Consider the following 26,569-nt stretch of genomic DNA (forward strand, 5'->3'; position numbering starts at 1 on the left):
GCTCAGGATGGTAGCGGTCGCCGGCGAGCTGCCGCTTCAGCTGGCGGCTCCAATGCGCGAAAAGGGATTTGAAGCGCCCGATCATTTCCAACCTTGGCGGCAGAACGGCCAATTTTTTCCAAGCTCGGGTAAAAAGTTAGAACAAAGCGATTGATCTGTCTAACAAGCCGCTCTTGTAATTCCGATCGATTTTCCTTCTTAGTTGGCCATGACCCTCGATCAGCTTCGCATCTTCGTCGCCGTCGCCGAGCATGGCCACATGACCAAGGCGGCCGACCTGCTCGGCATCTCGCAATCGGCCGCCTCTGCCGCCATCCGCGCGCTCGAAAGCCATCATGGCGTGCGGCTGTTCAACCGGGTCGGCCGCAACATCGAGCTCGCGCAGACCGGCCACCGCTTCCTGCCCGAAGCCAAGGCTGTTCTGGAACGGGCAGCGGCTGCCCACGACGTGCTGGAGCATGTTTCCCAGACCATCACCGGCAGCCTGTCGATATCGGCCAGCCAGACCATCGCCAGCTACTGGCTGCCGAGGCGCCTGGCGTCCTTCCACGAGGCCTATCCGGCGGTGCGCCTGAGCGTCACCATCGGCAACACGCGGCAGGTCGAGACCAATGTGCTGGACGGCCGGGCCGATTTCGGGCTGGTCGAGGGCCGCACCGAGTCCGACATATTGCGGCGCGCCACGGTCGATGAGGATCGCCCCATGCTGGTCGTGGCGGGCTCACATCCCGAGCTTCCGACGACGCCGGCTGGAAACCTCGACATCAGGTCGTTGCGCTGGATCATCAGGGAGGGCGGGTCGGGCACGCGCGAGGCGCTGGAGGATTTTGCGCGCAGTGAAGGGGTTCCGCCGGCGGAGTTGCAGATCTTTCTTGTTCTGCCCAGCAACGAGGCTGTGCGTCAGGCGGTGGAGGCTGGTGCCGGCGCGACTATAATTTCCGAGCTCGTCATTGCGCGTTCGCTGGCGGAAGGCAGCTTGCGATCCGTGCCGGTCATTCTGCCGAAACGCGATTTCGCCATGATTACCCATCGCGACCGGCAGGCGAGCCTCGCGCAAATGGCGCTCAAGGCGCATCTCACCGGCAAGCAGAACGCGTCGTCAACGGGGAGGGGCTAGAGCAAGGAAGCGTCAGGCGAATTTGCGCCGCGCATCAAGCGCGAGCCCAAGCCCGACCGAGCCGAACATATCGCCTTCGATAACCGAGGCCTGCGGCACCAGCGAAAGGATCCGCCGCTTTGCCAGCGGGATCGCCGTCGAACCGCCGGTGAGGAACACAGCGGTGATGGCCGAAGCGGGAACGCCTGCGTCGGCAATCGTTTGCCTGACCGTCGCGGCCACCCGTTCGATATCGCCGCCGATCGTCTCTTCCAGGCCGGCGCGCGTGATCCCGGCCGCGAAGCGTACGCCGGGCAGCGACACCTTCACCTCGGCCCAGGAATGTTCTGTCAGCGCGATCTTGGCCCGTTCGACCAGGCCGGCCATCGCATGGCCGTAACGATGCTCGACAATGTGGATGAAGCGGTCGACGAGATCGGCGCGCTCGGCTTCGAAGCGGATCTGCTTCAAATCCGACATCGCCTTCGCAGTGTAAATGAGATTGATGCGCTGCCAGGTGGCGAGGTCGATGAAATAACTTGCCGGCAGATTGCGCTTGCCGTCCTTGGTCGGGGTCAGATAGCCGAGCTCGGGCATGATATGGGCGATGCTAAGCAGCCGGTCGAAATCCGTGCCGCCGATATGGATGCCGCGATTGGCCAATATGTCGCCCTTGCGGTCGTCCGAGCGGGCGCGCTCCGGCGAGACGCGCACGATCGAGAAGTCGGAGGTGCCGCCGCCCATGTCGACGATCAGCGCCAACTCTTCACGGGCGACGTTCTGTTCGTAGTCGAGCGCCGCCGCGATCGGCTCGAACTGGAAGGCGATGTGCTTGAACCCTTGTGCGCGCGCCGCCTTTTCGAGCTCGCTTTGCGCCTTGGCGTCGGCGTCGGCATCGTCATCGACGAACTGCACGGGGCGGCCGAGCACGACGCGTTCGACCGGGCCGCCGGCATCCTCTTCCAGCCGCTTCTTCAAATGGCTGATGAATAAGCCGATGATGTCGGTGAAGCCGATCAGGCGCGCCTTGATGCGCGTCTTCTCGTTGGCGAGCGAGCTGCCGAGAACGCTTTTCAGCGAGCGCATCAGCCGGCCCTCCACGCTGTCGGTGTAGTCGGCGATTGCGCGGCGGCCGAAATAGGTGTGGCCGTCCTCGAAGTTGAAGAAGACGGCGCTCGGCAAGGTGGGCTGTTCGCCCTCCAGTGCTACCAGTTGCGCCCGGCCGTGGCGGATCACGCCCACTGTGGAATTGGACGTGCCGAAATCGATGCCGCCGAATGCTGGATGCATAGCAGCCTCCTGTCATTGGTTTCGTCGCAGCGCATCGCCGGCGTCGAAAAACGCGCCGTCACCCGGTCGCCGGACCGCTCTGCCGAATTGAATGTGTGCTTGTCCCCGAGTTGGGAGGCGGCGACTTATCCCAAATCCGGGAACAGGGGAACCCTCATTCGCGCGAAAAACGTCAATCCTTGCGGAAAACGATGCGTCCGAGCCAGCCGGTGAGCATGGCCAGGGACACGGCGAACACGCCGTAGAGGAAGGAATAGTCGTGCGCGACGCGGAAGATCGACTGTTCGAAACCGGACTTGCGGATTTCGAGCTGGGCCGAGCTCTCCTTCACGAACATGCCGCTCTTGAACAGGAAGGCGCGTGCCTTATGGGTGCCGACCGGGATGTTGGGCGCGAGCCGGACGGTGGCGCGGAACAGGTTCTGCGACAGGAACTGGACGCCCCCGACATTCTCGCTGTAAAGGCCGGTCGCCGTCTTGCGCTCGCGAAGTGCCGAGGTGAATTCCTCGATCGTGATCGGGCTGTCGCTGGGCTCGGCCGGTTGCATGTAGAGGTTCGAAGCGCCGAGCGACAGCTGCTTGTAGCTGTTCGGCTCGGTGATGTCCTGCAGCGGGCGGGTCGTCGCCACCGAGTAGGATACCGGCACGTTCTCGAAAGTCTCCGATTCCAGATTGATCCAGACGCCGAGCACCCTGTCCTTGCGGCGCACGACGACGGGGCGGGCGGGACCCTCCAGCACGACGATGACATCGTAGCGTCCCTGGCGCGCGATCAGCGGATCGGGATTTTCGAGCGAGCCGAAAATGGTGAGGTCAGCGCCGGAAAACCCGGCGGTAATCGAAATGGCGTCGGTCGACAGGCCGATCTGGATGCTTTCCGTCGCCGGCGTCTGTGCCGCCGCCGGCAGTGCTGCGGCAGCGAGCGACAGGATGGCGGCTGCGAACGCTCTCAACGGCCCCATCAGGTCAGGCCCGCGAGCGAATAGCGATTGGGAGGCGTCACGAAGAGGTCGATGGCCAGACGGATGGCGACGGCCAGAACCAACAGCGCCAGAAGCGCCCGCAACTGCTCGCCCCGCAGCCGCTGGCCCGCCTTGGCGCCATATTGCGCGCCGGCAACGCCGCCCGCCATCAGCAGGAAGGCCAGGATCACGTCGACCGTCTGGTTCGTCGTGGCATGCACCAGCGTGGTGTAGGCCGAGGTGAAGATGATCTGGAACAGCGAGGTGCCGATAACGACGTTGGTCGGCACCTTGAGCAGGTAGATCAGCGCCGGCACCATGATGAAGCCGCCGCCGACGCCCATGATCGACGACAGGAAGCCGATTGCCGCGCCGAGGCCGAGCACCGGGATGATACTGACGAACAGCTTCGAGGCGCGGAAGCGCATCTTGAACGGCAGCCGGTGGATCCAGTTGTGCTGGCCGGATTTCTTCAGCACCGGCGCCGCGCCGCTGCGCGAGGCGCGCAGCGCGTTGACGCTCTCGACCAGCATCAGCCCGCCAACGGTGCCGAGCAGCGCGACGTAGAGCAGCGAAATGAAGAGGTCCAATTGGCCGAGCCGGCGCAGCAGCGCAAAGACATAGATGCCGGCGGTCGAGCCGACAATGCCGCCGGCCAGAAGCACTCCGCCGAGCTTGAAGTCGAGCGTGCCGCGCTTGAAGTGCGACAGCGCGCCGGAGAAGGAGGAGGCTATGACCTGGTTGGCCCCCGTGGCCACCGCGATCGCCGGCGGGATGTTGTAGAAGATCAGGAGCGGCGTGATCAGGAAGCCGCCGCCGACCCCGAACATGCCCGACAGGAAACCCACCGCCGCGCCCATCGCGAGCAGCACGAACACGTTGACGGAAATTTCCGCGATCGGGAGATAGATGCCCACCCGTCTGTCTCGATCAGTTTGCCTGTCGGCGAATGCCGCCGTCCCCGGCAGTTTCGCACCGAAAAGCCAATTTTTTCTTGCGCGGCGCGGCGCCGGGGTCAAACCCCGGCGCCGCGCCGAAACGAAAACCGTCTCAATCAGTTAACAGGCAAATCTGTGGCAAGCCGTCGCGGAAGCGACGCGCCTGCCGTTATTTGTGCGCAAGCAGCGCCTTGACGAGTGGCGCGTCGATCTCGCCGGTCGGCTTCATCTTGTTGTCGGTCTGAAAGGCCATGATCGCGTTCTTGGTCTTGTCGCCCATAACGCCGTCGGCGCCGCCGGCATCATAGCCGTTCTTATTGAGGATCAGCTGGATGTTCTTCACCGCCTTCTTCATGTCGATGCCGGCGGTGGTCTGCGGCGTGCTGTCCTGCCAGGATTCCGGAATGTCGGCCGAGTTGCTGGCCGCGTTGAGCGGCTTGGCCTTCCACAGGTCCGTGGCGGCGCGCGCCCGCTCGAGCTGCTCGGGCCTGAGCGCATTGGCGATCTCGTCGCGTTTGGCCGCAGCGTCCTTGTCGCCGGTCTTGGCGACGAGAGCGAACCATTTGTAGGATTCCTCCAGGTTCTGCTTCATGCCGACGCCCTTGGCCGAAAGGATGCCGAGATTGAACTGGCTGTCCTTGACGCCGAGGTCGGCCGCCTCCTGGAACCAGTGCGCCGCCGACTCATTGTCGGTCACGCCGTCCGCCGCCATCGCGAACAGAACCGCCAGATTGTGCATGGCGCTGGCGTTGCCCTGTTCCGCCGCGAGTTGGTAATAGGTCTTGGCTTTCTTGATGTCGCGCGCGACGCCGATGCCCTTCTCGTAAAAATTGCCGATGCGGTATTCGGCCGGTGCGAAGCCCAGTTCGGCGGATTTCTCATACCATTTGGCGGCCGCCGCCATGTCTTCCTTGACGCCGCGCGATTCCGCGTAGCGCGAGCCGATCTCGAACAGCGCCTTGGCGTCACCGCCTGCGGCCGCGTCGTGCAGCGCCACCGGACCGATATCGGCCGGGACATCGATCTTGGCGGCCGAACTTGCCGTCTGGCCGCCGCCCGGCGGGACGGTGCCCGTGGTGTCGGCGGACGTGGTTGCCGGCGTGCCGGCCGAGGAAGCACCGGCTGCGGCGGCACCGGGCATTGCTGTGCTCGCCGGCGCGCCGATGGTGGGCTGCGCGTCGCCGTCCGTGTCCATGGCAGGCCCGTTCGCAGCCGGAGAGACTGGCTCCGAGGGTGTCGCCGAAGCCATCGGCGCGGGCCGGGCTGGCGCGGACGGAGTCGCCGGAGCAGGCGCCGGTTCGGCTGGCGCCGCGGCCGCGGGCATTTCGGGTGCGGATGGTTGAAAGGCGGCCTGTGGCGTTGGATCGTCCTTCGACGGCTCGGCCTGCCTGACGGCACGCGCCGGCGCGCTCTCGGGCTTCGCAGTGCCCGTGTCGGGCTTGGGCGTGCTGACATCGAGCGAGGCGGTTTCGACCGATTGGGTGGAGACGATCGGCGCGACGTCGTTGCTGGCGACCGGCGCGGGGTCGGAGAAGAACGCCTTGCCGAGCTGCAGGCCGGCCAGTGCCATCATGATCGCGGCCGCCGCCATCAGGATCGGCTTGCGCCGCGCCTTGAGCAGATCGCCGATTCTGAGCGCCTTCACCGGGCCGGTCATCGTCGACTGCCGCTTCAGCGCGTCGGCTTCCGCGGCGGCGGCCTGCGCCGCGCGGCGGGCGGCCGCGATGAAATCGGATTTGGCGGCATCTGTCTCGCTGCGCTTGGCCGGCTGACCGCCGCGCTCGTCGCGCACGCGCTTCATGATGGCGTTGAGGTCCGGCGCGCCGGAACCAGGTTCGAGCGGCCGGTTGGCGGCTCTCGGATCGAGCGGTTCGTCGATGTCGACGGTCGGAACGTCGCCGGCCGGTGCCGAGCCGGCAAGCGGCGGTGTGTCCTCGTTCTTCTTGCCCTTGAAGGCACGCGCCAGTCCGCTGAACATCGACTTCTTGCGGCCGGTGGTCTCAGCCTTCTCGCCAATTTCGTCTGATCCGAGCGCAGCCATTGCGGCGGCGGCCGCGGCCTCGGCGGGCGTGCGAGCGGCAGCTTCGCCGCGCATTACAGGTTCGCCACGCGTAACAGATTCGCCACGCGTAACAGGTTCGCTACGCGTAACAGGTTCGCCCGGTGCAGCCGGCTCGTTTCGCGAAACCGGATCGTGGCGCAGGATGGAGGCGGAGCGCGCATCGAGATCGGCGATGTCTCCGGTCAGTGGCAGCGGCTGGTCGATATCCATCGACGGCGCGTCCTGGACGGCGATCTTGCCGGTGCGGGCGGCCCGCTTGCCGCCCGGCTGCGGGTCGATCAGTTCGCTGACCGCTTCACTGGGACCTTCGGCCTCCAGCGAGCCGAGCCGGTCGACGATCTTGAGCAGCGTGTCGTGGATCGCCTCGAACGTGCGCGAATTGCGCTCGTCGGAACGGCGGGTGAGCGCTTCGAGCGTCTTCAGGTCCTGCGCGAGCCCGCTCACGGCGGCTGCGTTGGAAGCAGCCGTGCCGGAACTCGATTCGCCCAGCGACCGCACGGCGTTCTCCGCAGCCTCGCGCGCGACGGTGAGGATGGAATCGCGCGTGCCGGCCAGCGACTTCTCGATCTCGTCGAGGCGAGGGCTGATGTCCTCGAAATCGGGAAGCGGTGCGCTCGGCTTCGAAAGATGCGCCGAAAGGGCGGTCACCTGCGACTCAAGGCTGCGGATCAGTGCCGGATCAATGCCGGCGACCTGCGCGGCGGAGGATTCCAGCCGGCTGGAGATGTCCTCGAGCCGGCTTTCCAGGCCACGGATCGCCATCTCGTTGGCGGGATCGGGCGCGCGCGTCTCGATGCGCTTGGCAAGCGCGGTGAAGCGGGCGTCGATCGCCTCCATGATGCCAGCGCCGTCGTCCTGCCGCATGCGCTGGTCGAGCCTGTCGGCGACTTCGTCCAGCCGCCGCTCGAGTTCGCGGAACAGCAGGTTGCTCTGCTCGATGGCATCACCCTGGCGGCGCTCGAGGAGCGTGGACAGCGCGTCGAAGCGCTGCTCCAGGCCCTGGAAGATGTGGTCGGCGTCGGGCATCGCCGGCGCGCGGTCTATCTTGTCGGTGATCAAAGCAATCTGCTTGCCGAGACGCTCCATCGCCTGCTCCGGCAGATGGGCGCGCCCGGCGAGCTCGTCCACACGGCTGGACAGAAGGTTGAGGCGGTCGATGACCTCGGCGCCGGGACGCGACTGCGAGACCTCCTCGATCTGCTCCGCCAGCGAGGCGATCCGTTTCTCGATTCGCCCGAAGGTTTCCGGATCGAAGGCATTGGCCTGCGCGGCCACCGTCGAGGCGACGATGGCGCGCGAGATCTCGTCCAGCCGCTCGTCGATCATGGCAAGCGTCTCGCCGCCGCGCATCGTTTGCTGGCTGGCGAAACGGTCGACCGCTCCGGCGAGGGTGCGCACCTTTTCCTCCAGCGAGGCGAGCGACAGCGATTGCGGCAGGTTGTTGACCGCGCTGCTGATCTGTTCGAGGCGGTCGGTCAGCGCCGAAAGGTTGGGACCCTCGGCGCGCTGGCGCTGGTCGGCGTCGACGCGATCCTCGAAGGCGCTCCAGCGGCGATCGAAATCGTCCCAGCGGCGGTCGACGGCCTGCACGCTTTGGTCGACGGCCCGCACGCTTTCCTCGCGCGCCAGCGTGTCGAGCGCCGCCTTGACCTGCTCCAACTCCAGCCGCAGCAGGTTGACGCTGCGATCGTCGCTTTTTTCGGCAAGCGTGTGGATGGCGCCGGAAAGCCGTTCGAACTCGAGGCCGAGCTCGGCGCTGTTCTTGTCGGCGGGGGCACCATGCTGGCTCGCCGCCTGCATGGCGCGATCGATATCCTGACGCAGCGCGTCGAATTCGCGCTGCAGGCCGGCGGTCATCTGATGGCGCAACTCCTCGCGCAGTCCGCGCAATTCGACCGCGATCTTGCCAACCATCGCGACGCCGTCTTCCTGTCCGCGCACCCGGTCGATGTCGCGGGCAATGGCCTGATAATTGGGGCCGAAGTCGGAAGCTGCGGCCGCCGGGTTCTGCGGCCCGCGGTTTTGCGGTCCGCGATTTTGGTCCCTCTGCGTGGTGTAGGGTTCCTCGTACCAGCGGGGCGAACCATAAGGTTGCGCGGCCGCATAGCGCGGCTCGGGGGCCGGCCGCCGCGGATCGGGGCGCTCGGGCGTGTCGCTGCGCGTCCGCTCCAGCCGCTGCTCCAGCGTTTCGAGCGAGCGGCTCAGATCCTCCAGCGAGGTCTGCGACCGGCGCTGCCTACCGGCGTTGAGTGTATCGAGATAGGACCGCTTGCTGTTCATCGATGCGCCCGTGTTCAGAATGACCGGCTGAGACCGGTTTCCCAGAGTCTGCCGGGAACGAAGGCGTCCGCGCGGTTTTGCTGCGGAGGAAGACGGGCTTCCCGGGTTTCTCACCCACGCTTCGAAAACCGTGAAAAATTCGCTACAGGATAAACACGGGTGACCGACATGCGCACATTTCGCCCAACGTGGTAAACAAGGCGTTAACCAAGCTTAAGAAGTGGCGCATAATCCTGACCCGCCCGCCCCAATGGCATCCGAGTGCGGCATAAAGGAGTGTTTCCGACAACGCCCTTGCGTCAGGTGCCGGCTGTCGGTATAGAATTGACGTAAACGTAAAAGGTGCGAAGCCGTGCCTCTTGCGATTGAATTGTCGAAACCACGATTGGAAGCACGCCCCCGCTTCCACTCAGGCGACGTTTTGGTCCGTGACCGCGACGCCATCAGGGGAAAGCCAGTGACCATGAAACTTGTTTCGCCCGGCGAAGCCGCGGCCAATAGCAATCACATATCGGTCGAGACCGACGAAGAATTCGTCCGTATCGGCGAGATGGCCAAGAAGTACGGCGTGACCTTGCGCACGCTGCGATTCTACGAGGACAAGGGCCTGCTCAATCCGAAGCGCGACGGCTCGACCCGGCTCTACACGCGCCGCGACAAGGCCCGGCTGAAGCTGATCCTGCTCGGCCGCAAGGTCGGTTTCTCGCTGCGGGACGTCAAGCAGATGATGGATCTTTACGATCCGACCGGATCCAACACCAAGCAGTTGCGGCTGGCGCTCGACAAGTCCGAGAAGCAGCTTGCCCGCTTGCAGAAGCAGCGCGCGCTGATCGATGAGGCTATCAGCGACCTGAGCAATTCGATGGCGATCGTTCGCCAGATGCTGGCCGAGCGGGCCGCGCCGCAGGCAAGCGCCGCCGGCTGATCTCACGCTAACGGCATAGCCTAGGATAGAGAAAGCCGCGTGGCTGCAGCCGCGCGGCTTTTTTGTTGCCTTGGAGCGAGCGCTAATCAAAAATTTCGGGCTGCGACGAAGTTGACGTTTACGCAAACGTCAATATTTGCTATCGGGGGCATCGACATTGGCTCGGCCTCCCATCCACATCCGGATCGGAAACTTGCTGGCCGGCCGGGACCGCAAGGGTGGAGGAGGGCATGACGATCTACAGGGCGCCCGTCCAGGACACGCTGTTCGTGCTCAACGACGTGCTCGGCTACCAGCGCTATTCTAATCTTCCGGGCTTCTCGGACGCTACGCCGGACGTCGTCGAGGCGATTCTTGCCGAAGGCGCCAAGCTAGCCGAAAACGTCATGCATCCGCTGAACCGGGTCGGCGATATGGAAGGCTGCGTGCGCCATGAAGACGGTAGCGTGACCACGCCCAAAGGATTCAAGGACGCTTTCAGCCAGTATCGCGAGGGCGGCTGGATGGGCCTAGCGGCACCGGCCGAGTTCGGTGGCCAGGGTCTGCCCTATACAGTCCACACCGCGGTCTCCGAATACATGGTGTCCGCCAATATGGCGCTGATGATGTATCCCGGCCTCACGCAGGGCGCGATCGCGGCCATTGTCACCCATGGCACGGACGAGCAGAAGGCCACCTGGTTGCCCAGGCTGATCGAGGGCGCCTGGACCGGCACCATGAATCTCACCGAGCCGCATTGCGGCACCGATCTCGGCCTGCTGCGCACCAAGGCGGTGCCCAATGGCGACGGCACCTACAGGATTTCCGGCCAGAAGATATTCATCTCCGCCGGCGAGCACGACATGGCCGACAACATCGTCCATCTGGTGCTGGCCCGCGTCGAAGGGGCGCCGGAAGGCGTCAAAGGCATCTCGCTGTTCATCGTGCCGAAGTTCAAGCTCGACGACTCGGGCAATGTCAGCGCGCGCAACGCGCTCTCCTGCGGCTCGATCGAGGAGAAGATGGGCATCCACGGCAACTCGACCTGCGTCATGAACTATGACGAGGCCGAAGGCACTTTGCTCGGCGAGTTGAACGGTGGCCTGAAGGCCATGTTCACGATGATGAACGAGGCCCGCCTGGGCGTTGGTCTGCAAGGGCTCTCGGTCTCGGAGATCGCCTATCAGAACGCGGTGTCTTACGCCAAGGACCGCCTCCAGGGGCGCTCGCTGTCGGGCATCAAGGCACTGGACAAGAAGGCCGACCCGATCATCGTCCATCCCGATATCCGCCGCTCGCTGATGACCATGAAGGCGTTCAACGAGGGCGGCCGAGCGCTGGCGCTGTGGACGGCGATCAAGTCGGACGTCGCGCACCGCTCCGGTGACGAAAGGGACCGCCAGTCGGCCGACGACTACACCGGTCTGCTGACGCCGGTGGTCAAGGGCGTGCTGACTGACAAGGGCTTCGATCACGCCGTGATGGCGCAGCAGGTGTTCGGCGGCCACGGCTACATCGAAGAACACGGCATGAGCCAGTTCGTCCGCGATGCCCGCATCGCCATGATCTATGAAGGCGCCAACGGCATTCAGGCGCTTGATCTGGTCGGCCGCAAGCTGGCGCAGAATGGCGGCCGCGCCGTGCAGGCCTTCTTCAAGGAGGTCGGCGAATTCTGCGAGGAAAACCGCGCTGACGACAAGATGGCGCCCTTCACCAAGGCGCTGAAGAAGGGCCTCAACGACCTGCAGGCGGCGACCATGTGGCTGGTGCAGAATGCCATGGCCAAGCCCGACAATGCGGGCGCCGCCTCGACCGACTACATGCATCTCTTCGGCCTGGTGGCATTGGGCTACATGTGGGGCCAGATGGCCAAGGCCGCCCAAACGAAGCTCGCCGAAGGTGCCAATGGGGCCGCGTCGTTCTACGACAACAAGCTGGTGACGGCGCGCTTCTTCATGGAGCGGATCATGCCGGAGAGCGCGACGCGCCTCGCCCGCATTTCCAGTGGCGCGGATACGCTAATGGCGCTGCCGGCGGAAGCGTTCTAGAAATGCTCGGCGTCCCCCTCCCCTTGAGGGGAGGGTGGCCCGAGGGGCCGGGAGGGGTCGCCCGCGACGAACTCGACGCCAATTCTGGCGACGCACCCTGGGAGAAGGACTAACACAATGCCCCGCACGCGGGTCAGTTTCGAGATGCGACAGAAAGCGTGCTCGCTTCGTCTGCACACGGCGAAGGCCGAGTCCCTGCTGTGGTACGAATTGCGCGAGCTGACGGCTGATGGCCTGAAGTTCAGGCGGCAATCGCCGATCGGCCCGTACATTGTCGATTTCGTCTGCCCGAAGGTCAAACTGATCGTCGAGGTCGACGGCGACCTGCACGAAACCGAAGCTGGCAGACGCCATGATGTGAACCGCGACGCCTGTTTGCCGTCACTCGGGTATGTCGTTGTCAGGATTGATGAGCCTGATGTCATTAACAGTGCATGGCATGTGGCGCAGTTTGTTAAGGACAAGGCCGAGCACCTCATCGGCGACCCCTCCCGGCCGCTTCGCGGCCACCCTCCCCTCAAGGGGGAGGGGGACGCCGGCGCAGTGGAGGAAACAGCATGACAAATCCAGCCGAAGTTCTTGGCCTGCCGAAGCCCGCCTGGGCGGCGGACGAAGTCGGCATGCTCTACGAGATGGCGAGCCGCTTCATGTCGGAGGAGATCGCGCCGCGCTACGAAGAGTTCGAGAAGAACGAGATTTTCGACCGCGAGAGCTGGCTGAAGGCGGGCGCCGCCGGCCTGCTCTGCGCCTCTATGCCGGAGAAATATGGCGGCTCCGGCGGCACCTTCGCGCATGAGAGCGCCATCATCGAGGCTATCGGCCACGTCGGGGTCGACGGCTTCGGCATCGGCCTGCACAACTCGATCGTCGCGCCATACATCCTGCATTACGGCTCCGAGGAGCAGAAAGGAAAATGGCTGCCGAAACTGGCGACCGGGGAGCTGATCGGCGCCATCGCTATGACCGAGCCCGGCGCCGGCTCCGACCTTCAGGGCGTCAAGACCCGTGGGGAGAAGGACGGCAATCACTACAAGCTCAACGGCTCCAAGACCTTCATCACCAACGGCCAGCTTGCCAACCTGATCATCGTCGTCACCAAGACCGATCCGGACAAGGGCGCCAAGGGCACCTCGCTGATCGTCGTCGAGACCGACGAGGTCGAGGGCTTCGAACGCGGTCGCAACCTCGACAAAATAGGGCTCAAGGCCAACGACACCTCCGAGCTGTTCTTCAACGACGTGCGAGTGCCGACCTCCAACCTGCTCGGCCATGAGGAAGGCAAGGGCTTCGTCCAGCTGATGCAGCAATTGCCGCAGGAGCGGCTGCAGATCGGCACCGGCGCGATCGCCATGATCGAGCGGGCGCTGGCGCTGACCATCGACTACGTCAAGGAGCGCAAGGCCTTCGGCAAGGCGATCATCGATTTCCAGAACACCCAGTTCAAGCTGGCCGAGCTGAAGACCGAGGCCACGATCGGCCGCGTCTTCTACAACGACTGCGTCGCCCGCCACATCGACGGCGGCCTCGACCCGGTCACCGCCTCTATGGCCAAATACTGGCTGTCCGACCTGCAGGGCAAAGTCGTCGACGAATGCCTTCAACTGCATGGCGGCTATGGCTACATGAACGAATATCCGATCGCCCGCATGTTCCGCGACGCCCGCGTCCAGCGCATCTACGGCGGCACCAACGAGATCATGAAATTGCTGATCGGGCGCTCTCTCTGAGCGCAGCGACCGGCAAATCCAAGGAGCACGAAAATGGCCGAAGCTTACGTCTATGACGCCGTGCGCACGCCGCGCGGCAGAGGCAAGAAGGATGGCTCGCTGCACGAGGTGCCGGCGGTGCGGCTCGCGGCAAAGACGCTTGAGGCGCTGCGTGACCGCAACGCGCTCGACACCGGCACGGTCGACGACATCATCTTCGGCTGCGTCGATCCGGTCGGCGAAGCGGGCTCGGTCATTCCGCGCGCCGCCGCCTTCGAGGCCGGCTACGACACCAAGGCGCCCGGCATGCAGATATCGCGCTTCTGCGCTTCCGGACTCGATGCCATCAATTTCGGCGCCGCCAAGATCGCGCAAGGCGCGGACGAGATCGTCATTGCCGGGGGCGTAGAATCCATGTCGCGTGTCGGCATGGGCATGTCCGGCGGCGCCTGGTTCATGGACCCCTCCGTCGGGCTTCCCGGCTGGTTCGTGCCGCAGGGCATCTCGGCCGACCTGATCGCGACGAAATACGGGTTCAGCCGCGACGACGTCGACGCTTACGCCGTCGAGAGCCAGAAGCGCGCCGCCAAGGCGTGGGAGGACGGCCGCTTCAAGAATTCGGTGGTCCCGATCAAGGACCAGAACGGCCTCACCATCCTCGACCGTGACGAGCACATGCGGCCTTCGACCGACATGCAGTCGCTCGCCTCGCTCAATCCGTCCTTCGTCATGCCGGGCGAGATGGGCGGCTTCGATGCGGTGGCCGTGCAGAAGCATCCGGAAGTCGAGGAAGTGAACCACGTCCACCATGCCGGCAACTCGTCCGGCATCGTGGACGGCGCCGCTGCTGTACTGCTCGGCTCCAAGAAGGCCGGCAAGGCCATGGGCTTGAAGCCCCGCGCGCGCATCCGCTCGTTCGCCAATATCGGTTCCGAGCCGGTGCTGATGCTGACCGGCCCGGTCGACGTCACCGAAAAGCTCTTGAAGCGTGCCAAAATGAAGCTGTCGGACATCGACCTCTTCGAGCTCAACGAGGCCTTCGCTTCCGTTGTGCTGCGCTATATGCAGGCCTTCGACATCCCGCATGACCAGATCAACGTCAATGGCGGCGCGATCGCCATGGGCCATCCGCTCGGCGCCACCGGCGCGATGATCTTCGGCACGGTGCTGGACGAGCTGGAGCGCCGGGACCTGAACACCGCGCTGGTCACGCTCTGCATCGGCGCCGGCATGGGCACCGCCACCATCATCGAACGCGTCTGACGGGGAGAGAAAAGATGAGCTACACCAATTTCACCCTCGACGTGGACGCCGACGGGATCGCGCTGGTCACCTGGGACATGCCGGGCCGCTCGATGAACGTCTTCACCGAAGAGGCGATGCGCGAGCTCAACGCCATCGTCGATCGTGTGGCGGGCGACGCCGCCATCAAAGGCGCGGTCATCACCTCCGGCAAGGACAGCTTCTCCGGCGGTGCCGACATCACCATGCTGCAGAAGATGCTCGCCACCTTCGCCGTCGAAAAGGAAAAGGACCTCGAAAAGGCGACCAAGGCGCTGTTCGACAATGCCGGTTACATGACCGGTCTGTTCCGCAAGATCGAGACCTGCGGCAAGCCGTGGGTGTCGGCGATCAACGGCACCTGCATGGGCGGCGCCTTCGAGATGTCGCTCGCCTGCCACGGCCGCGTCGCGGCCGATTCCGACAAGGTGAAGATGGCGCTTCCCGAGGTGAAGATCGGCATCTTCCCGGGCGCCGGCGGCACCCAGCGCGTGCCGCGGCTGACCGATCAGCAGCAGGCGCTGCAGATGCTGACCAGCGGCCAGAATCTGACGCCGCAAAAGGCGAAGTCGATGGGCCTGATCCACGAGATCGCCGAGCCGAAGAAGCTTGTCGAGACCGCCAAGGCGATGATCAAAAACGGCCTGAAGCCGGTGGCGCCATGGGACGAAAAGGGTTTCAAGCTGCCCGGCGGTCCGATCTATTCGGCGGCCGGCGCCAATCTCTGGCCGCCGGCCATCGCCATCCTGCGCCGCGAGACCTTTGGCAACTATCCGGCGGCCGCCGCGATCCTGAAATGCGTCTATGAGGGCCTGCTGGTGCCCTTCGACACCGGGCTCCGGATCGAGCAGCGCTACTTCACCGAGATCATGCAGACCAAAGAAGCGGCGGCGATGATCCGCTCGCTTTTCGTGTCGCTGCAGGAACTGAACAAGGGCGCGCGCCGCCCGACCGGCGTGCCGGACAGCAAGTTCAAGAAGATCGGCATACTCGGCGCCGGCTTCATGGGCGCCGGCATTGCCTATGTCACGGCCAGGGCCGGCATTCCGGTCGTGCTGCTCGACCGCGACATGGAGTCGGCCGAGAAGGGCAAGGCGCATTCCGACAGCCTGATTTCGGACCAGGTGAAGAAGGGCCGCGCCAAGCCCGAAGAGAAAGACAGGTTGCTGTCGCTGATCACGCCGACGGCCGACTATGCCGATCTTGCCGGCTGCGACCTTGTCGTCGAGGCGGTGTTCGAGGATTCAGGCGTGAAGAAGCTCGCCACCGAGAAAGCGGAAGCGGCGCTGAAGTCCTCGGCGATCTTTGCCTCGAACACTTCCACCATTCCGATCACCTCGCTGGCGAAGAACTCGGCGCGGCCGAAAAACTTCATCGGCATCCACTTCTTCTCGCCCGTCGACAAGATGATGCTGGTCGAGATCATCCTCGGCAAGAAGACCGGCGACAAGGCGCTCGCGGTCGCGATCGACTTCGTACGCGCCATCAAGAAGACGCCGATCGTCGTTAACGACACGCGCGGCTTCTACGTCAATCGCTGCGTGCTGCGCTATATGTCGGAAGCCTACAAGATGCTTATCGAAGGCGTCCCTGCGGCGATGATCGAGAACGCCGCCAAGGCCGCCGGCATGCCGGTCGGCCCACTGGCGCTGACCGACGAGACGGCGATCGACCTTGCCCAGAAGATCATGAAGCAGACCATCAAGGATCTAGGCGAGAAAGCCGTCGACCCGAAGCAGATGGCGCTGATCAACACCATGGTCGACACGCATGGCCGCTTCGGCCGCAAGAACGGCAAGGGCTTCTACGACTATCCTGCCAAGCCGGCGAAGAAGAAGCTGTGGCCGGGTCTCAAGGATCTCTATCCGCAGCTGAAGCCCGAGAAGGTCGACTACGAGGAGCTCAAAGAGCGCCTGCTGGTCACCATCGCCCTGGAGGCGGTGCGCGTCATGGAGGAGGGCATCGTCACCGATCCGCGCGAGGCGGACGTCGGCTCGATCCTCGCCTTCGGCTTCGCGCCGTTCACCGGCGGCGCTCTCTCCTACATCGACGGCATCGGCGCCAAGCGTTTCGTCAAGATCGCCAAGGGCCTGCAGAAGAAATACGGGGCCGAGTTCAAGACGCCCAAGCTTTTGCTCGACATGGCCGAGAAGGGCGAGACTTTCTACCAGCGCTTCGACCCTTACCAGAAGGGCGAGGTCAAGAAGGCTGCCTGACGGCGCCTCGCGCGCATGATGGCCACGGCGCGTAGCCGTGGCCCTTATAAAATCGGCGATCAGAGCCGGCTGGCCTTTCGCTGCCTGCCGACCGACATCGATTTCAACAGCCATCTCAACAATGCCCGTTACATGATGCTGGCCGATCTTGGCCGCATCGATGTCTTTCTTCGCATCGGTCTTGTCGGGCTCGCGCGACGCAACGGCTGGGCGCCGATGATCGGCGGGCTGCAATCGGCCTATGTGCGCGAGATCAGGCTGTGGCGCCGCTTCGAGGTGGTGTCGTCGATCGAGACCTGGGAAGGCACTTCGGTGATCGGCAAGCACCGCTTCGTCCTCGACAATGGGGAGACGGCGGCGCTGATCCTGACCACCGGCGGCGTCTATGACCGGCGCGGTGGCCGCTTTCTCGAAATTGAGGAGGTCGTCGCGGCGCTCGGCCATTCGGCGGAACCGCGCCCGCCGACCGAGCCCGAGCGGGCACTCATGATCTCGCACCGGAACCTGCGCGAAGAGGCCAAGCGGGCCTGATCGAGCAAGCGTTCAATGTTCGGCCCGGAAGGTTTTGCCCAGATCGACCGCGTCGCCAAAATAGTGCCGGAACACATAGAACAGCGGATTCCATCGCGCAGTGTCGATGTGGTTCGTTCCCGGCAAGACGATGCTGCTGTGCGCATGTACTCGCTGCACGTCTACCTCCATGATGAGGTGCGTCGAGGATGCGCCTTGCTGCTTCGCGCTGCGATGGCAGGTCAGCAGGCGTGTTTCGAACTGCAGGGGACATTCTGCGATGCGCGGCGTCAGGATCAATTCGCTGGGCTGGATCGCAAAGCCGCCTAAAGCGAACTTGTCGGCGTCATGAACGAACCCCAATTCGGCCTTATGGGGTGGAACTGGATTCGCACCCGTGGTGCGCGCGATCCGTTCGACATTCGCCCAGAGGCTGGCCGCGGGAAAATTGAGGGTGCATTCGCCATCCTGCAGAAGATTGATGGCGCCCTGGGTCGCCGAACTCAAGCCTCAGGCCGAGGACCACGCATGAACCCAAGGCCCACGCGGACGACATGGGTGTAATGTTGGCGGTGCCGTCATGGTTTCGGGTAACCATCAGGACGACAGGCGTCCCAAAATACAGAACGGATGGGGCGATGCATTGGTGGTTCGGCAACATGAGCAGTCCTTCGCAATTCGAGAACCGTACCCTACCAAGCTTGCGCACCGAGACGTTTCGGCCGGGGTCGAACGATGCATCGCGCACGCGGCGACATGTCGGTGCCGGCGCCCGGCTCAGGATCGAGCCCGTCAATCTTGCGGAAGCGGCGACTTTCTCTGCAATCCGCTGTTCGCGCCGGTGGACAATTGAATGGTCGCGCGTTAGACAGCAGTGAGGCATTTTTTCCTGTTTTTCGAAGGAGAGCGGACTTGCTCTCACACGATCGCGTCTGGGCCGCAATCGATGCTCTTGCCGAACGCTATTCGCTCTCGGCTTCTGGTCTCGCCCGCCGCGCGGGCCTCGATTCGACCGCCTTCAACAAATCCAAGCGCCTGTCCTCCGACGGCCGGCCGCGCTGGCCTTCGACCGAATCGCTGGCCAAGATCATCGAGGCCACCGGCGCCTCGCTGGAAGAATTCACCGTGCTGGTTGAGGGTCACGGTGCCTCCGCCGCGCCGCCGCCGCGTATGGCCGTGCCGCTGCTTGGCTTCGCCCAGGCCGGTGCCGGCGGTTTCTTCGACGATGCCGGCTATCCCTCAGGGCAGGGCTGGGATCTGGTCGAGCTTCCGGCGCGGGCGGCGGAAACCTCCTATGCGCTGAAGGTCCAGGGCGATTCCATGCTGCCGCTCTACCGCAATGGCGACGTGCTGATCGTCGAGCCGGGCGCGCCGACGCGCAAGGGCGACCGCGTCGTCGTCAAGACCACCGCCGGCGAGGTGATGGCCAAGGTGCTCGACCGGCAGACCGCGAAGTCGGTTGTGCTGGTCTCGCTCAACCCCGCTCACCCGGACCGCGATATCCCGATGAGCGAGGTCGAGTGGGTGGCGCGGATCGTCTGGGCAAGCCAGTAGGTCCGGGCTGGTGCGGGTCCTCCATCTTGCCCTGGCGCTTGTGGCGGTTCCGGCAATGGCGGCGCTGGTCGTCGCCGGAGGCCACTCGCTGAAGGGCAGCGAAAGCGTCGTCGCGGTCGATCAGATCGATCCGGCCAGTGCACTTCCGGGGCAAGACGCCGATGTGGCGCCTCGGGAATCGATAACTGCGGAACCGGCGACGTCCGCCATTCTGGCGCCTGCCGCGCCGCGCCGCCGAAGCCAGTGGCGCATTCGCGGGCGATCGATCCCGACGTGGTGGCGCCACCCGAAGTGCCTGCCGAGGAACTGGAACGGGTCGAGCCGCGCGCGCCGCTCAGCGATCTGGCGCTGGCCGGTCCGCCCAGGCCGCGGAAAACGAAACTGCCGGATGGCGAGGAGGGCACCAAGTTGCTCCAGCCCGTCGCCACCGCCGCCGGCCTGATCAAGGCCAAGGATTATTCCATCGCCGTGTCGGGCATCGACATCGTCAAAGAGGACGAGACCTGCAGCGACGAAGGCAAGTCATGGGACTGCGGGGTTCGCGCCAGGACGGCATTCCGCGCTTTCCTGCGTGGCCGGACCCTGGTCTGCTCAGTGCCGCCGCAAGACGGGCAGAAGGCCATCGCGGTCAAGTGCTGGGTCGGCAACAAGGATGTCGGTCTGTGGCTGGTGGAAAACGGCTGGGCCCGCGCGGCGCCAGGCGGCCCCTATGTCGAGGCGGGCGACAGGGCGCGCGCGGCGAGGAAAGGCATTTTCGGCGCCGCTCCGAATCTCGGCGGCCTGCCGGCATTGCCGGCCGCCACCGGCCCGGCGCCCGCCGCGCCGAGTTCCATCCTGCCGGCGGAAGATGGCGACGTTACGCAGCCAGCTGACCAGCCAGAGCCCGCTCAATGAGCGCGCGCGTCTCCGTAATGCCGTAGAGCGCCGCGAAAGAGCCGAAACGCGGCCCCCGTTCCTGTCCGATCAGCACCTGATAGATCATCTGGAAGAAGGCGACCGACACGCCGGGTCCGCCTTCCGGGCTCTGCTTGGAATGGTCCTGATAGCGCTCGATCCGCCGCGCGACGTTGAGCGCCGCGTTCTGGATCGCCTCGCCGTCCGCGCTCTGCGGCAGCTCGCCGAGCGCTTCCGAAAGCTTCGCCAGCGCCTCGCGCTCCACCTCGTCGGCGGCGCGATAGACCTTGGTCGGCTTCACGAAGTCGTCGAAATAGCGGATGGCATACCCGGTCAGCCGGTCGAGCTCGGGGTGCGTCTGCGGCGTCACCCCGGACGCATGGCGCGAGATGAAACCCCACAGCACCGCCTTGTCATGCGCGTTGGAGGCGCTGACCAGATTGAGCAGCAGCGCGAAGGGGACCGGCAGGTCGATGGCCGGCGGATTGCCGTCATGCATGTGCCAGACCGGGTTGCCGAGCCGCTCCTTCCACTCCTGGCGCGGATAGGCGGACAGGAAGGCGTAATATTCGTCGACCGCCTTCGGGATAACGTCGAAATAAAGCTTCTTGGCCTGCCGCGGCCGCTGGTACATGTAGAGGCCGAGGCTCTCGGTGGGCGCATAGGTCAGCCATTCGTCGATGGTGAGCCCATTGCCCTTCGACTTCGAGATCTTCTGGCCGTTCTCGTCGAGGAATAGTTCGTAGACGAAATGCTCCGGCGCGCGGCCGCCGAGGATGTTGCAGATGCGGTCGTAGATTGCCGCGTTGGTCTGGTGGTCCTTGCCGAACATTTCGAAATCGACGCCGAGCGCTGCCCAGCGCATGCCGAAATCCGGCTTCCACTGCAGCTTCACATGGCCGCCGGTGACCGGCAGCGTGGTCTCGCTGCCTTCGTCGTCGAAGGTGATGGTGCCGGCCTTGGCGTCGACATGCTTCATCGGCACGTAGAGCACGCGGCCGCTTTTCGGCGAGATCGGCAGGAATGGGCTGTAGGTCGCCTGGCGCTCTTCGCCGAGCGTCGGCAGCATCACCGCCATGATCTCGTCATAGCGCTCGGCGGCGCGCAGCAGTACTTCGTCGAAGCGCCCGGACTTGTAGTATTCGGTCGCGCTGGCGAACTCATAGTCGAAGCCGAACGTGTCGAGGAAGCGGCAGAGCATCGCGTTGTTGTGGTCGGCGAAGCTCGCATAGCCGCCGCCGAACGGATTGGGCACCGATGTGAGCGGCTTGTGCAGGTAGGGCTCGAGCGCCGCGCGATCGGGCACGTTGTCGGGAATCTTGCGCATGCCGTCCATATCGTCGGAGAAGCACAACAGCTTGGTCTTGACCGTGTCCTGCGTCAGCACGCGGAAGGCGTGCCTCACCATCGTGGTGCGCGCCACCTCGCCGAAGGTGCCGATATGCGGCAGGCCGGACGGGCCGTAGCCGGTCTCGAACAGGACGGTATCGGGAAAGTCCCTGTTCTTGTAGCGGGCAATGATCTTCTTGGCTTCTTCGAACGGCCATGCCTTGCTTTCGGCGGCGGCCGCAAGCATCTCGGCATTGAGATCGATGATGTTTGATCCCGTCATGTCACTTTCCAGGTAATCTGCCGGCCAGATGTGTCGGCTTGGGCGCGTAAAGATTTTCACCCGGTCTCTAGGCGCGACGGGCCGGAGCGTCAACGATTTGCGGCGCTTTTCCTTGCGGCGCCTCACTGCCAATCCTACGTTGAAGCCTCACCATCAAGGAGTTTTGAATGCCTTTGACGCCGCACGAAGCCCTGATCTATCTCATGGTCATCACTTCGGCATCCGACCGCGACATGACCGATGTCGAACTGGCGCGGATCGGGGACGTCGTCCGTTCTTGGCCCGTGTTTGTCGATTTCAACAGCGACAGCCTGGTCGGCGTGGCTCAAGCGTGCCAGCAGGCTCTGCACGACAAGGACGGGCTGGAAGGCGTCCTCGCGCGCGTCGCCGATGCGCTGCCGGAGCGGTTGCGTGACACCGCCTATGCCGCCGCTTTCGAGGTCGCGGCAGTCGATCTCGAAATGCGCATGGAGGAGTTGAGGGTGCTGCAGCTCATCCGACGGAAGCTCGATCTCGACACGCTCACCGTGGCGGCGATCGCCCGTGCGGCGAAGGCCCGCCTGCGCACACTGACTTAGAAAAAGCTCACCGGAAAATAGCGCAGGTAGAACTCGGCGAAGGTTCCCTTGATCGAGATTTCCTGCAACGCGTAGTCGAAGGCGGCGGCCAGCGCCGGGTCGCCCGCCCTGGTGGCGATCGCCATGCCCGAGCCCAGATATTCGGGCGCCAGATAAGGGCCGCCGGCGAAGCGGCAGCAGCCGGCGGCTTCCGAGCCGCCGAGCCAGAAGGCGAAGCGCATGCCGTCGCCGAAGGCGGCGTCGATCCTGCCGGCCTTGAGGTCCGCGTAGAGGTCCTCGGCCTTGTCGAAGGGCACGACCTGCACCGTGCTGAAATAGTCGCGCAGCATCTTCTCATGCGCCGAGCCGGCGATGACGCCCACGCGCTTGCTGCGCAGCTTGTCGAGGATCGGCTCGGTAAACGCCTTGGCCTTCGGCATGATGAAGCGCGCCGGGAACTGCAGATAGGAACGCGAGAAGGCGTATTTCTCGCGGCTTTCCGGCGTCGCCGCGATGCCGGCGATGATCGCCTCGCCTTCGCCTTTCCGCAGCGCGTCGTCGAGATCGTTCCAGGGCAGCGCCTGGATCTGGCATTTCTCGACGATGCCGAGTTCGGCGCAGATCGCCCGCGCCAGGTCGATGTGGAAACCCGACAGCCGGCCGGAGCCGTCGAGGAAGTTGAAAGGCGGAAAATCGGTGGTGGTGAGGAATCTCAGCCTCGGCAACGCCGAAAGATCGGGCTTCGGCAGCCGCTCCTTGGCATCCCACAGCACCGGAACCTGCGGCTCCGCCGCGCGAGTCGCGTCGGCAAATGGCAACGCTCCGATCAGCGCCGACAGGAGGGCCAGAAATATCCATCGGAATGGCACGATAACGCTCCGCCCAATCATGTCCTTGGCTTTTCGTACGAAAACAGTGCAGGCACAATTGTTTTTGATTTCAAACGGGCGAATTCGGCGTATGGTTTAGTGCGTTTGCAAGTTTCAGCGCGCGCCCGCAACAGGGGCAGGTGTCGCGAAGAAACTTGTGGTCCGGGGTTGATGGCGAAGGGTGGTTCGGGCATCTACGATCGGTACGAAAAGCAGAAGCAACATGGGGTAGATGTTGCGATGAGCATGTTCGATAGAACTCTGGAATACATCGACCAATTACAGCACGCCAACACTGCTGCGGCAGTGTGCGAGCGGCTGCTCGGCGTCACCTCGAGTTTCGGGCTGACGGCGCTGATGGCCGGAACGGTCCCGCAACCCGGCACGCCGCGCGGCCAGCAGAAGGACCATGTGCTGCTCTGCGACTGGCCGGGCGAGTGGCTGGAGCGCTATGTGGCGCGCAACTATGTCGACCATGATCCGGTCGTCAGCCACATGAAGCAATTGCAGGCCCCGTTCCAGTGGCGGGAGGCTTCCCAGGCCATCGTCATCGACAAGAGCAGCGACGAGGTCATGGGCGACGCCCGCGAGTTCAAGCTGCGCGACGGCCTCGCCTTCCCGCTGGTCACGCTCGACGGCCAGATCGTCATGGTCTCGCTGGGTGGCGAGTCCGTTGAACTGTCGGACGTCGAATTCGGAATGGTCTCGCTGGTGTCCACCTACGCCATCGGCCGCGCCATGCAGCTTCACACGATGGCCGGCAAGGTCGTCGACCACATCGAACTCACACCGCGTGAGCGCGAATGCCTGCAATGGGCAGCTGTCGGAAAGTCCGAGTGGGAAATTTCGCAGATTCTCGGCATTTCGGAGCATACCTCCGAGAAACACCTTCTCAACGCGAAGAGCAAACTGGGCGCCGCTAACCGTGTGCAGGCAGTCGCCGAGGCGATCAGGCGTGGCTATATTAGCTAAATCGGCCGTGCTGGCCCAGAAACGGTCCCATGCGCATTCGCGTAATATTTTAAGCAAGGGCGAGCGGTGTCCTTGTCTTAAGAGAGGGCTAATACTTTCTTAACGCCAAAGCAAACTGGGCGTCGCCATCCGCGTGCAGGCGGTCGCGGAGGCAGTTAGGCGCGGCTATATTGGCGGGGTCGGTCGGTGCCGACCTAAAAATTCTTGCCTACGCGATCGCGTAATATTTTCCGGAGAGCCCGGCCGTATCTTCCTCTCAAGCCCAGGAGACGGCTAATGCTTTTTTCCCTCACAACTCAGGAATTGATGGAGCGCCCCGATCTGTGGGAAGCGGTTCACCGCCTGCGCTACAAGATCTTCGTCGAGGAGATGGGCTGGACCGATCTCGACCGCCCGGACGGCCTCGAGATCGACCAATTCGATCATGACGAGGCCGAGCATCACCTCGTCATCCGCAACGGCGAGCTAGCCGGCTATCAGCGCATGCTGCCGACGACGCGGCCGCATCTACTGACCGATGTGCTGACGGACCTCTATGAGGGGACGCCGCCCTCGGGGCCGCGAGTCTGGGAGCTGACCCGCTATGCGGTGGCGCCGGGCTTCCGTGATGGCAAGCGCGGCGTCTCGACGGTCGGCACCGAGCTGATCGCCGGTTTCGTCGAATGGGGCCTCAAGCGCAACGTCAACCAGGTCATCATCGAGTTCGAACCGATGTGGGTGCTGCGCGCGCTGCAGCTGCACTTCCTGGCAACGCCGCTCGGTTACCAGCGCACCTATGGCAACCAGCAGGTGGTGGCGACGCTGCTCACCTTTTCCGAGCATACGCTGGAGGTGGTGCGCCAGCGCCGCAACCACTTCCCGCCGGTGCTGATGAGAGGCTATCCCGGCCAGCTCGGCCTCAGACAGGCTTCGTGAGGAGGTTGTCATGAGCTTCCACCCCGAACCTGAGCTGCGCGGCCACACGCTGGTCGTCACCGTGTCCTCGCATGACGGCCGGCCGGTGCTGGACAGGCACGCCTATGCGAGCCTCGCCAGGACCTTCCACGAGGCCGCCGTCAATGACGAGGTTCGCGTGGTCGTGCTGCGCGGCCTTGCCGGCTGCTTCTGCCTCGGCGGCGACTTCTCGGAGTTCCTCGACGCCGCCAAGCACCAGCAGCTGATTGCCGCCGTCACCGATATGTTTCGCAGGCTTGCGACCTTTCCCAAGCCGGTCCTTGCCTGCGTCGACGGGGACGCCGTCGGCGTCGGCTGCACCATCCTGTTCCACTGCGACATGGTGATCGCCTCCAGGGGCAGCACGTTCAGGGTGCCGTTCGTCGATTTCGGCCTGGTGCCGGACGCGGCGACCAGCATCCTGGCGCCCCAGAAGCTCGGCTATGCCGGCGCCTTCCGCTTCTTCTGCCTGGGCGACACGCTGGGCGTCGACGACGCCAAGGCGCTCGGCCTTGTCGGTGAGATCGTGGAAGGCAGCGCCGAGGAAATGGCCTTGGCGCGGGCAAGGCAGCTCGCCAAGAAGCCGGTTGCCGCGCTGTTGCAGACCCGCGGCCTGCTCAAGGGGGATACGGACGTTCTGTGCGACCGCATCGACCATGAGATATCGCTGTTCCAGCAAGCGCTGCAGGACGACGCCACGCTGAAGCGTTTGCAGCGGATCGCCCGCCTCGCGGCGTGACACCTTGGTGGAAGTATCAGCGCCGCGTACCCGAGAAGGTGCGCGGCGCTGTAATGTTGGCCGCCGGCCGCGGGCACGGTGCAAGCTATTTCTCCAGGAACGACGGGCCTTCGCCGATGATCTTCTTATCGGGCTTGCCGACGGCGTCGAGGTCGCGGCCGTCATAAGGCAGGGAGAGAAGGATACGCTGGATCACCGCAAGCCGCGCACGGCGCTTGTCGTTGGCGCGCACGATGATCCAGGGCGCGAATTCCTTGTGAGTGCGATCGAACATCAGGTCGCGCGCCTTGGTGTAGTCGTCCCATTTGCTGATGCCGGCGATGTCGATCGGCGAGAATTTCCAGTTCTTCAATGGCGACCAGCGGCGGTCATGGAACCGTTCGAGCTGCGTCTCGCGGCCGATGTTCAGCCAGAATTTGAAGAAGTGGATACCCTCGTTGCAGATCATCCGCTCGAAATGCGGCGTCTCGTCGAGGAATGTCGCGTGCTGCTCCAGGGTGCAGAATCCCATGACCGGCTCGACGCCGGCGCGGTTGTACCAGGAGCGGTCGAAGGTGACGAACTCGCCGGAGGTCGGGAAATGGTCGACATAGCGCTGATAGTACCATTGGCCATGCTCCGTCGGCGTCGGCTTGGTCAGCGCCACGTTGCGCGCCGTGCGCGGGTTCATGTACTGCCGCAGGACGAAGATCGTGCCGCCCTTGCCGGCCGCGTCGCGCCCCTCGAACAGCGCCAACACCCGTTTGCCGGTCGCCTGCAGCCAGGCCTGCGCCTTGACCAATTCGATCTGCAGCCGCTCGAGTTCCTCGTCGTACTCTTCACCCTTCATCTTCTTGTCGTAGGGATAGCCGCCGGCGGTCAGCTTGTTGTCCTCGATCCAGTCCGGCAGCACCGGGTTGTCGATGTCGAACTCGCGTTCCTTACCGCCTATCCTCATCTTGATCGGTCCTGCGGCAGGCGCCGCGTCGGCATTTCCCTCGGCTTTTTTCATCGGGACGAACCTTTTCAGCTTGCGGACTCGTGCTATGGGAGCCTCTGAGGCGTTGCGTCCGACCGGACGCGCGGTAGCACTTTGATTTTGCGCATGAACGTTCGAGAAAATCGATTCCGATTTTTGGGGGTCATGCGCAGGTCCAGTTGGCTGACC

Annotated in this window: 22 protein-coding genes and 1 pseudogene; 15 read left to right on the forward strand and 8 right to left on the reverse strand. The window is 64.3% G+C overall.

The window, feature by feature from the left end; all coding sequences use genetic code 11:
• Positions 1-7: 7 nt before the first annotated feature.
• Positions 8-154 (forward strand): hypothetical protein, encoded by a 147-nt coding sequence (locus tag EOD29_RS35985; protein WP_156751064.1) that lies wholly within the window; start codon positions 8-10, stop codon positions 152-154.
• A gap of 54 nt (positions 155-208) precedes the next feature.
• The gene (locus EOD29_RS20930) at positions 209-1,117 is read left to right on the forward strand and encodes a LysR substrate-binding domain-containing protein (protein WP_095799354.1); all 909 of its coding nucleotides are present in this window, start codon (positions 209-211) and stop codon (positions 1,115-1,117) included.
• 12 nt (positions 1,118-1,129) lie between these two features.
• On the opposite strand, the gene EOD29_RS20935 is transcribed toward EOD29_RS20930, so the two are convergent.
• From EOD29_RS20935 to EOD29_RS20950, 4 genes are all read right to left on the reverse strand, one after another.
• The gene (locus EOD29_RS20935) at positions 1,130-2,386 is read right to left on the reverse strand and encodes an Hsp70 family protein (protein ID WP_095826490.1); all 1,257 of its coding nucleotides are present in this window, start codon (positions 2,384-2,386) and stop codon (positions 1,130-1,132) included.
• 172 nt (positions 2,387-2,558) lie between these two features.
• Complete coding sequence (locus tag EOD29_RS20940) at positions 2,559-3,347, reverse strand: TIGR02186 family protein (protein WP_067322676.1); 789 nt, start codon at positions 3,345-3,347, stop codon at positions 2,559-2,561.
• Positions 3,347-4,264, reverse strand: coding sequence for a sulfite exporter TauE/SafE family protein (locus tag EOD29_RS20945; protein ID WP_066996707.1), 918 nt, complete (start codon positions 4,262-4,264; stop codon positions 3,347-3,349). Before EOD29_RS20945 ends, EOD29_RS20940 begins: the two co-directional genes overlap by 1 nt.
• Positions 4,265-4,454: 190 nt before the next feature.
• The gene (locus EOD29_RS20950; protein WP_127247661.1) at positions 4,455-8,627 is read right to left on the reverse strand and encodes a peptidoglycan-binding protein; all 4,173 of its coding nucleotides are present in this window, start codon (positions 8,625-8,627) and stop codon (positions 4,455-4,457) included.
• A gap of 463 nt (positions 8,628-9,090) precedes the next feature.
• On the opposite strand from EOD29_RS20950, the gene EOD29_RS20955 reads away from it, so the two are divergent.
• The 7 genes from EOD29_RS20955 (at position 9,091) to EOD29_RS20985 (ending at position 17,313) form a co-directional block, all read left to right on the forward strand.
• Complete coding sequence (locus tag EOD29_RS20955) at positions 9,091-9,552, forward strand: MerR family DNA-binding transcriptional regulator (RefSeq protein WP_082980529.1); 462 nt, start codon at positions 9,091-9,093, stop codon at positions 9,550-9,552.
• A gap of 230 nt (positions 9,553-9,782) precedes the next feature.
• Positions 9,783-11,579 (forward strand): acyl-CoA dehydrogenase, encoded by a 1,797-nt coding sequence (locus tag EOD29_RS20960; protein ID WP_095826083.1) that lies wholly within the window; start codon positions 9,783-9,785, stop codon positions 11,577-11,579.
• A 117-nt stretch (positions 11,580-11,696) separates the two neighbouring features.
• Positions 11,697-12,140, forward strand: coding sequence for an endonuclease domain-containing protein (locus EOD29_RS20965; RefSeq protein WP_095826070.1), 444 nt, complete (start codon positions 11,697-11,699; stop codon positions 12,138-12,140).
• Complete coding sequence (locus tag EOD29_RS20970) at positions 12,137-13,306, forward strand: acyl-CoA dehydrogenase family protein (protein WP_127247663.1); 1,170 nt, start codon at positions 12,137-12,139, stop codon at positions 13,304-13,306. The genes EOD29_RS20965 and EOD29_RS20970 overlap by 4 nt, the downstream gene beginning before the upstream one ends.
• A 33-nt stretch (positions 13,307-13,339) precedes the next feature.
• The gene (locus tag EOD29_RS20975; RefSeq protein WP_095829202.1) at positions 13,340-14,548 is read left to right on the forward strand and encodes an acetyl-CoA C-acetyltransferase; all 1,209 of its coding nucleotides are present in this window, start codon (positions 13,340-13,342) and stop codon (positions 14,546-14,548) included.
• A 14-nt stretch (positions 14,549-14,562) separates the two neighbouring features.
• The gene (locus tag EOD29_RS20980) at positions 14,563-16,782 is read left to right on the forward strand and encodes a 3-hydroxyacyl-CoA dehydrogenase NAD-binding domain-containing protein (RefSeq protein WP_127247665.1); all 2,220 of its coding nucleotides are present in this window, start codon (positions 14,563-14,565) and stop codon (positions 16,780-16,782) included.
• A gap of 15 nt (positions 16,783-16,797) precedes the next feature.
• A complete protein-coding gene (locus EOD29_RS20985) occupies positions 16,798-17,313 on the forward strand; it encodes a thioesterase family protein (protein WP_127247667.1) in 516 nt (171 codons plus the stop codon).
• Between the two features lie 12 nt (positions 17,314-17,325).
• Here EOD29_RS20985 and EOD29_RS20990 read toward each other — a convergent pair whose 3' ends face one another.
• Positions 17,326-17,799, reverse strand: a complete 474-nt coding sequence (locus EOD29_RS20990; protein WP_245475378.1) for a flavin reductase family protein — start codon at positions 17,797-17,799, stop codon at positions 17,326-17,328.
• A 405-nt stretch (positions 17,800-18,204) separates the two neighbouring features.
• Here EOD29_RS20990 and EOD29_RS20995 point away from each other — a divergent pair, with 405 nt between their 5' ends.
• Both EOD29_RS20995 and EOD29_RS21000 read left to right on the forward strand, forming a co-directional pair.
• Complete coding sequence (locus EOD29_RS20995) at positions 18,205-18,846, forward strand: helix-turn-helix transcriptional regulator (RefSeq protein ID WP_067322695.1); 642 nt, start codon at positions 18,205-18,207, stop codon at positions 18,844-18,846.
• 10 nt (positions 18,847-18,856) lie between these two features.
• Positions 18,857-19,740: pseudogene (locus EOD29_RS21000) on the forward strand (thermonuclease family protein).
• Here the strand turns inward: EOD29_RS21000 and EOD29_RS21005 are convergent.
• Positions 19,703-21,352, reverse strand: a complete 1,650-nt coding sequence (locus tag EOD29_RS21005; RefSeq protein ID WP_095826066.1) for a lysine--tRNA ligase — start codon at positions 21,350-21,352, stop codon at positions 19,703-19,705. The pseudogene EOD29_RS21000 and the gene EOD29_RS21005 sit on opposite strands and share 38 nt — an antisense overlap.
• 167 nt (positions 21,353-21,519) lie before the next feature.
• Between EOD29_RS21005 and EOD29_RS21010 the strand changes: the two genes are divergently transcribed.
• Entirely contained in the window at positions 21,520-21,930 is a 411-nt protein-coding gene (locus EOD29_RS21010; RefSeq protein ID WP_095826065.1) for a tellurite resistance TerB family protein, read from the forward strand.
• Here EOD29_RS21010 and EOD29_RS21015 read toward each other — a convergent pair.
• Entirely contained in the window at positions 21,927-22,799 is an 873-nt protein-coding gene (locus EOD29_RS21015; protein ID WP_095826064.1) for a transporter substrate-binding domain-containing protein, read from the reverse strand. The genes EOD29_RS21010 and EOD29_RS21015 overlap by 4 nt on opposite strands.
• A gap of 219 nt (positions 22,800-23,018) precedes the next feature.
• Here EOD29_RS21015 and EOD29_RS21020 point away from each other — a divergent pair, with 219 nt between their 5' ends.
• The 3 genes from EOD29_RS21020 (at position 23,019) to EOD29_RS21030 (ending at position 25,422) form a co-directional block, all read left to right on the forward strand.
• Entirely contained in the window at positions 23,019-23,750 is a 732-nt protein-coding gene (locus EOD29_RS21020) for a LuxR family transcriptional regulator (RefSeq protein ID WP_066996863.1), read from the forward strand.
• 276 nt (positions 23,751-24,026) lie between these two features.
• Positions 24,027-24,665: an acyl-homoserine-lactone synthase gene (locus tag EOD29_RS21025; RefSeq protein WP_066996739.1), complete on the forward strand. Its 639-nt coding sequence runs from the start codon at positions 24,027-24,029 to the stop codon at positions 24,663-24,665.
• 10 nt (positions 24,666-24,675) lie between these two features.
• Positions 24,676-25,422, forward strand: coding sequence for an enoyl-CoA hydratase-related protein (locus EOD29_RS21030; RefSeq protein WP_066996742.1), 747 nt, complete (start codon positions 24,676-24,678; stop codon positions 25,420-25,422).
• An 85-nt stretch (positions 25,423-25,507) separates the two neighbouring features.
• Here the strand turns inward: EOD29_RS21030 and ppk2 are convergent, their stop codons facing one another.
• Positions 25,508-26,413 carry a polyphosphate kinase 2 gene (gene ppk2, locus EOD29_RS21035; protein ID WP_127247669.1) on the reverse strand — a complete coding sequence of 302 codons (906 nt, stop codon included), beginning with the start codon at positions 26,411-26,413 and terminating at the stop codon, positions 25,508-25,510.
• Positions 26,414-26,569 lie beyond the last annotated feature (156 nt).

Origin of the sequence: Mesorhizobium sp. M1A.T.Ca.IN.004.03.1.1, assembly GCF_003997555.1 — a bacterium.
Lineage (GTDB): Bacteria > Pseudomonadota > Alphaproteobacteria > Rhizobiales > Rhizobiaceae > Mesorhizobium.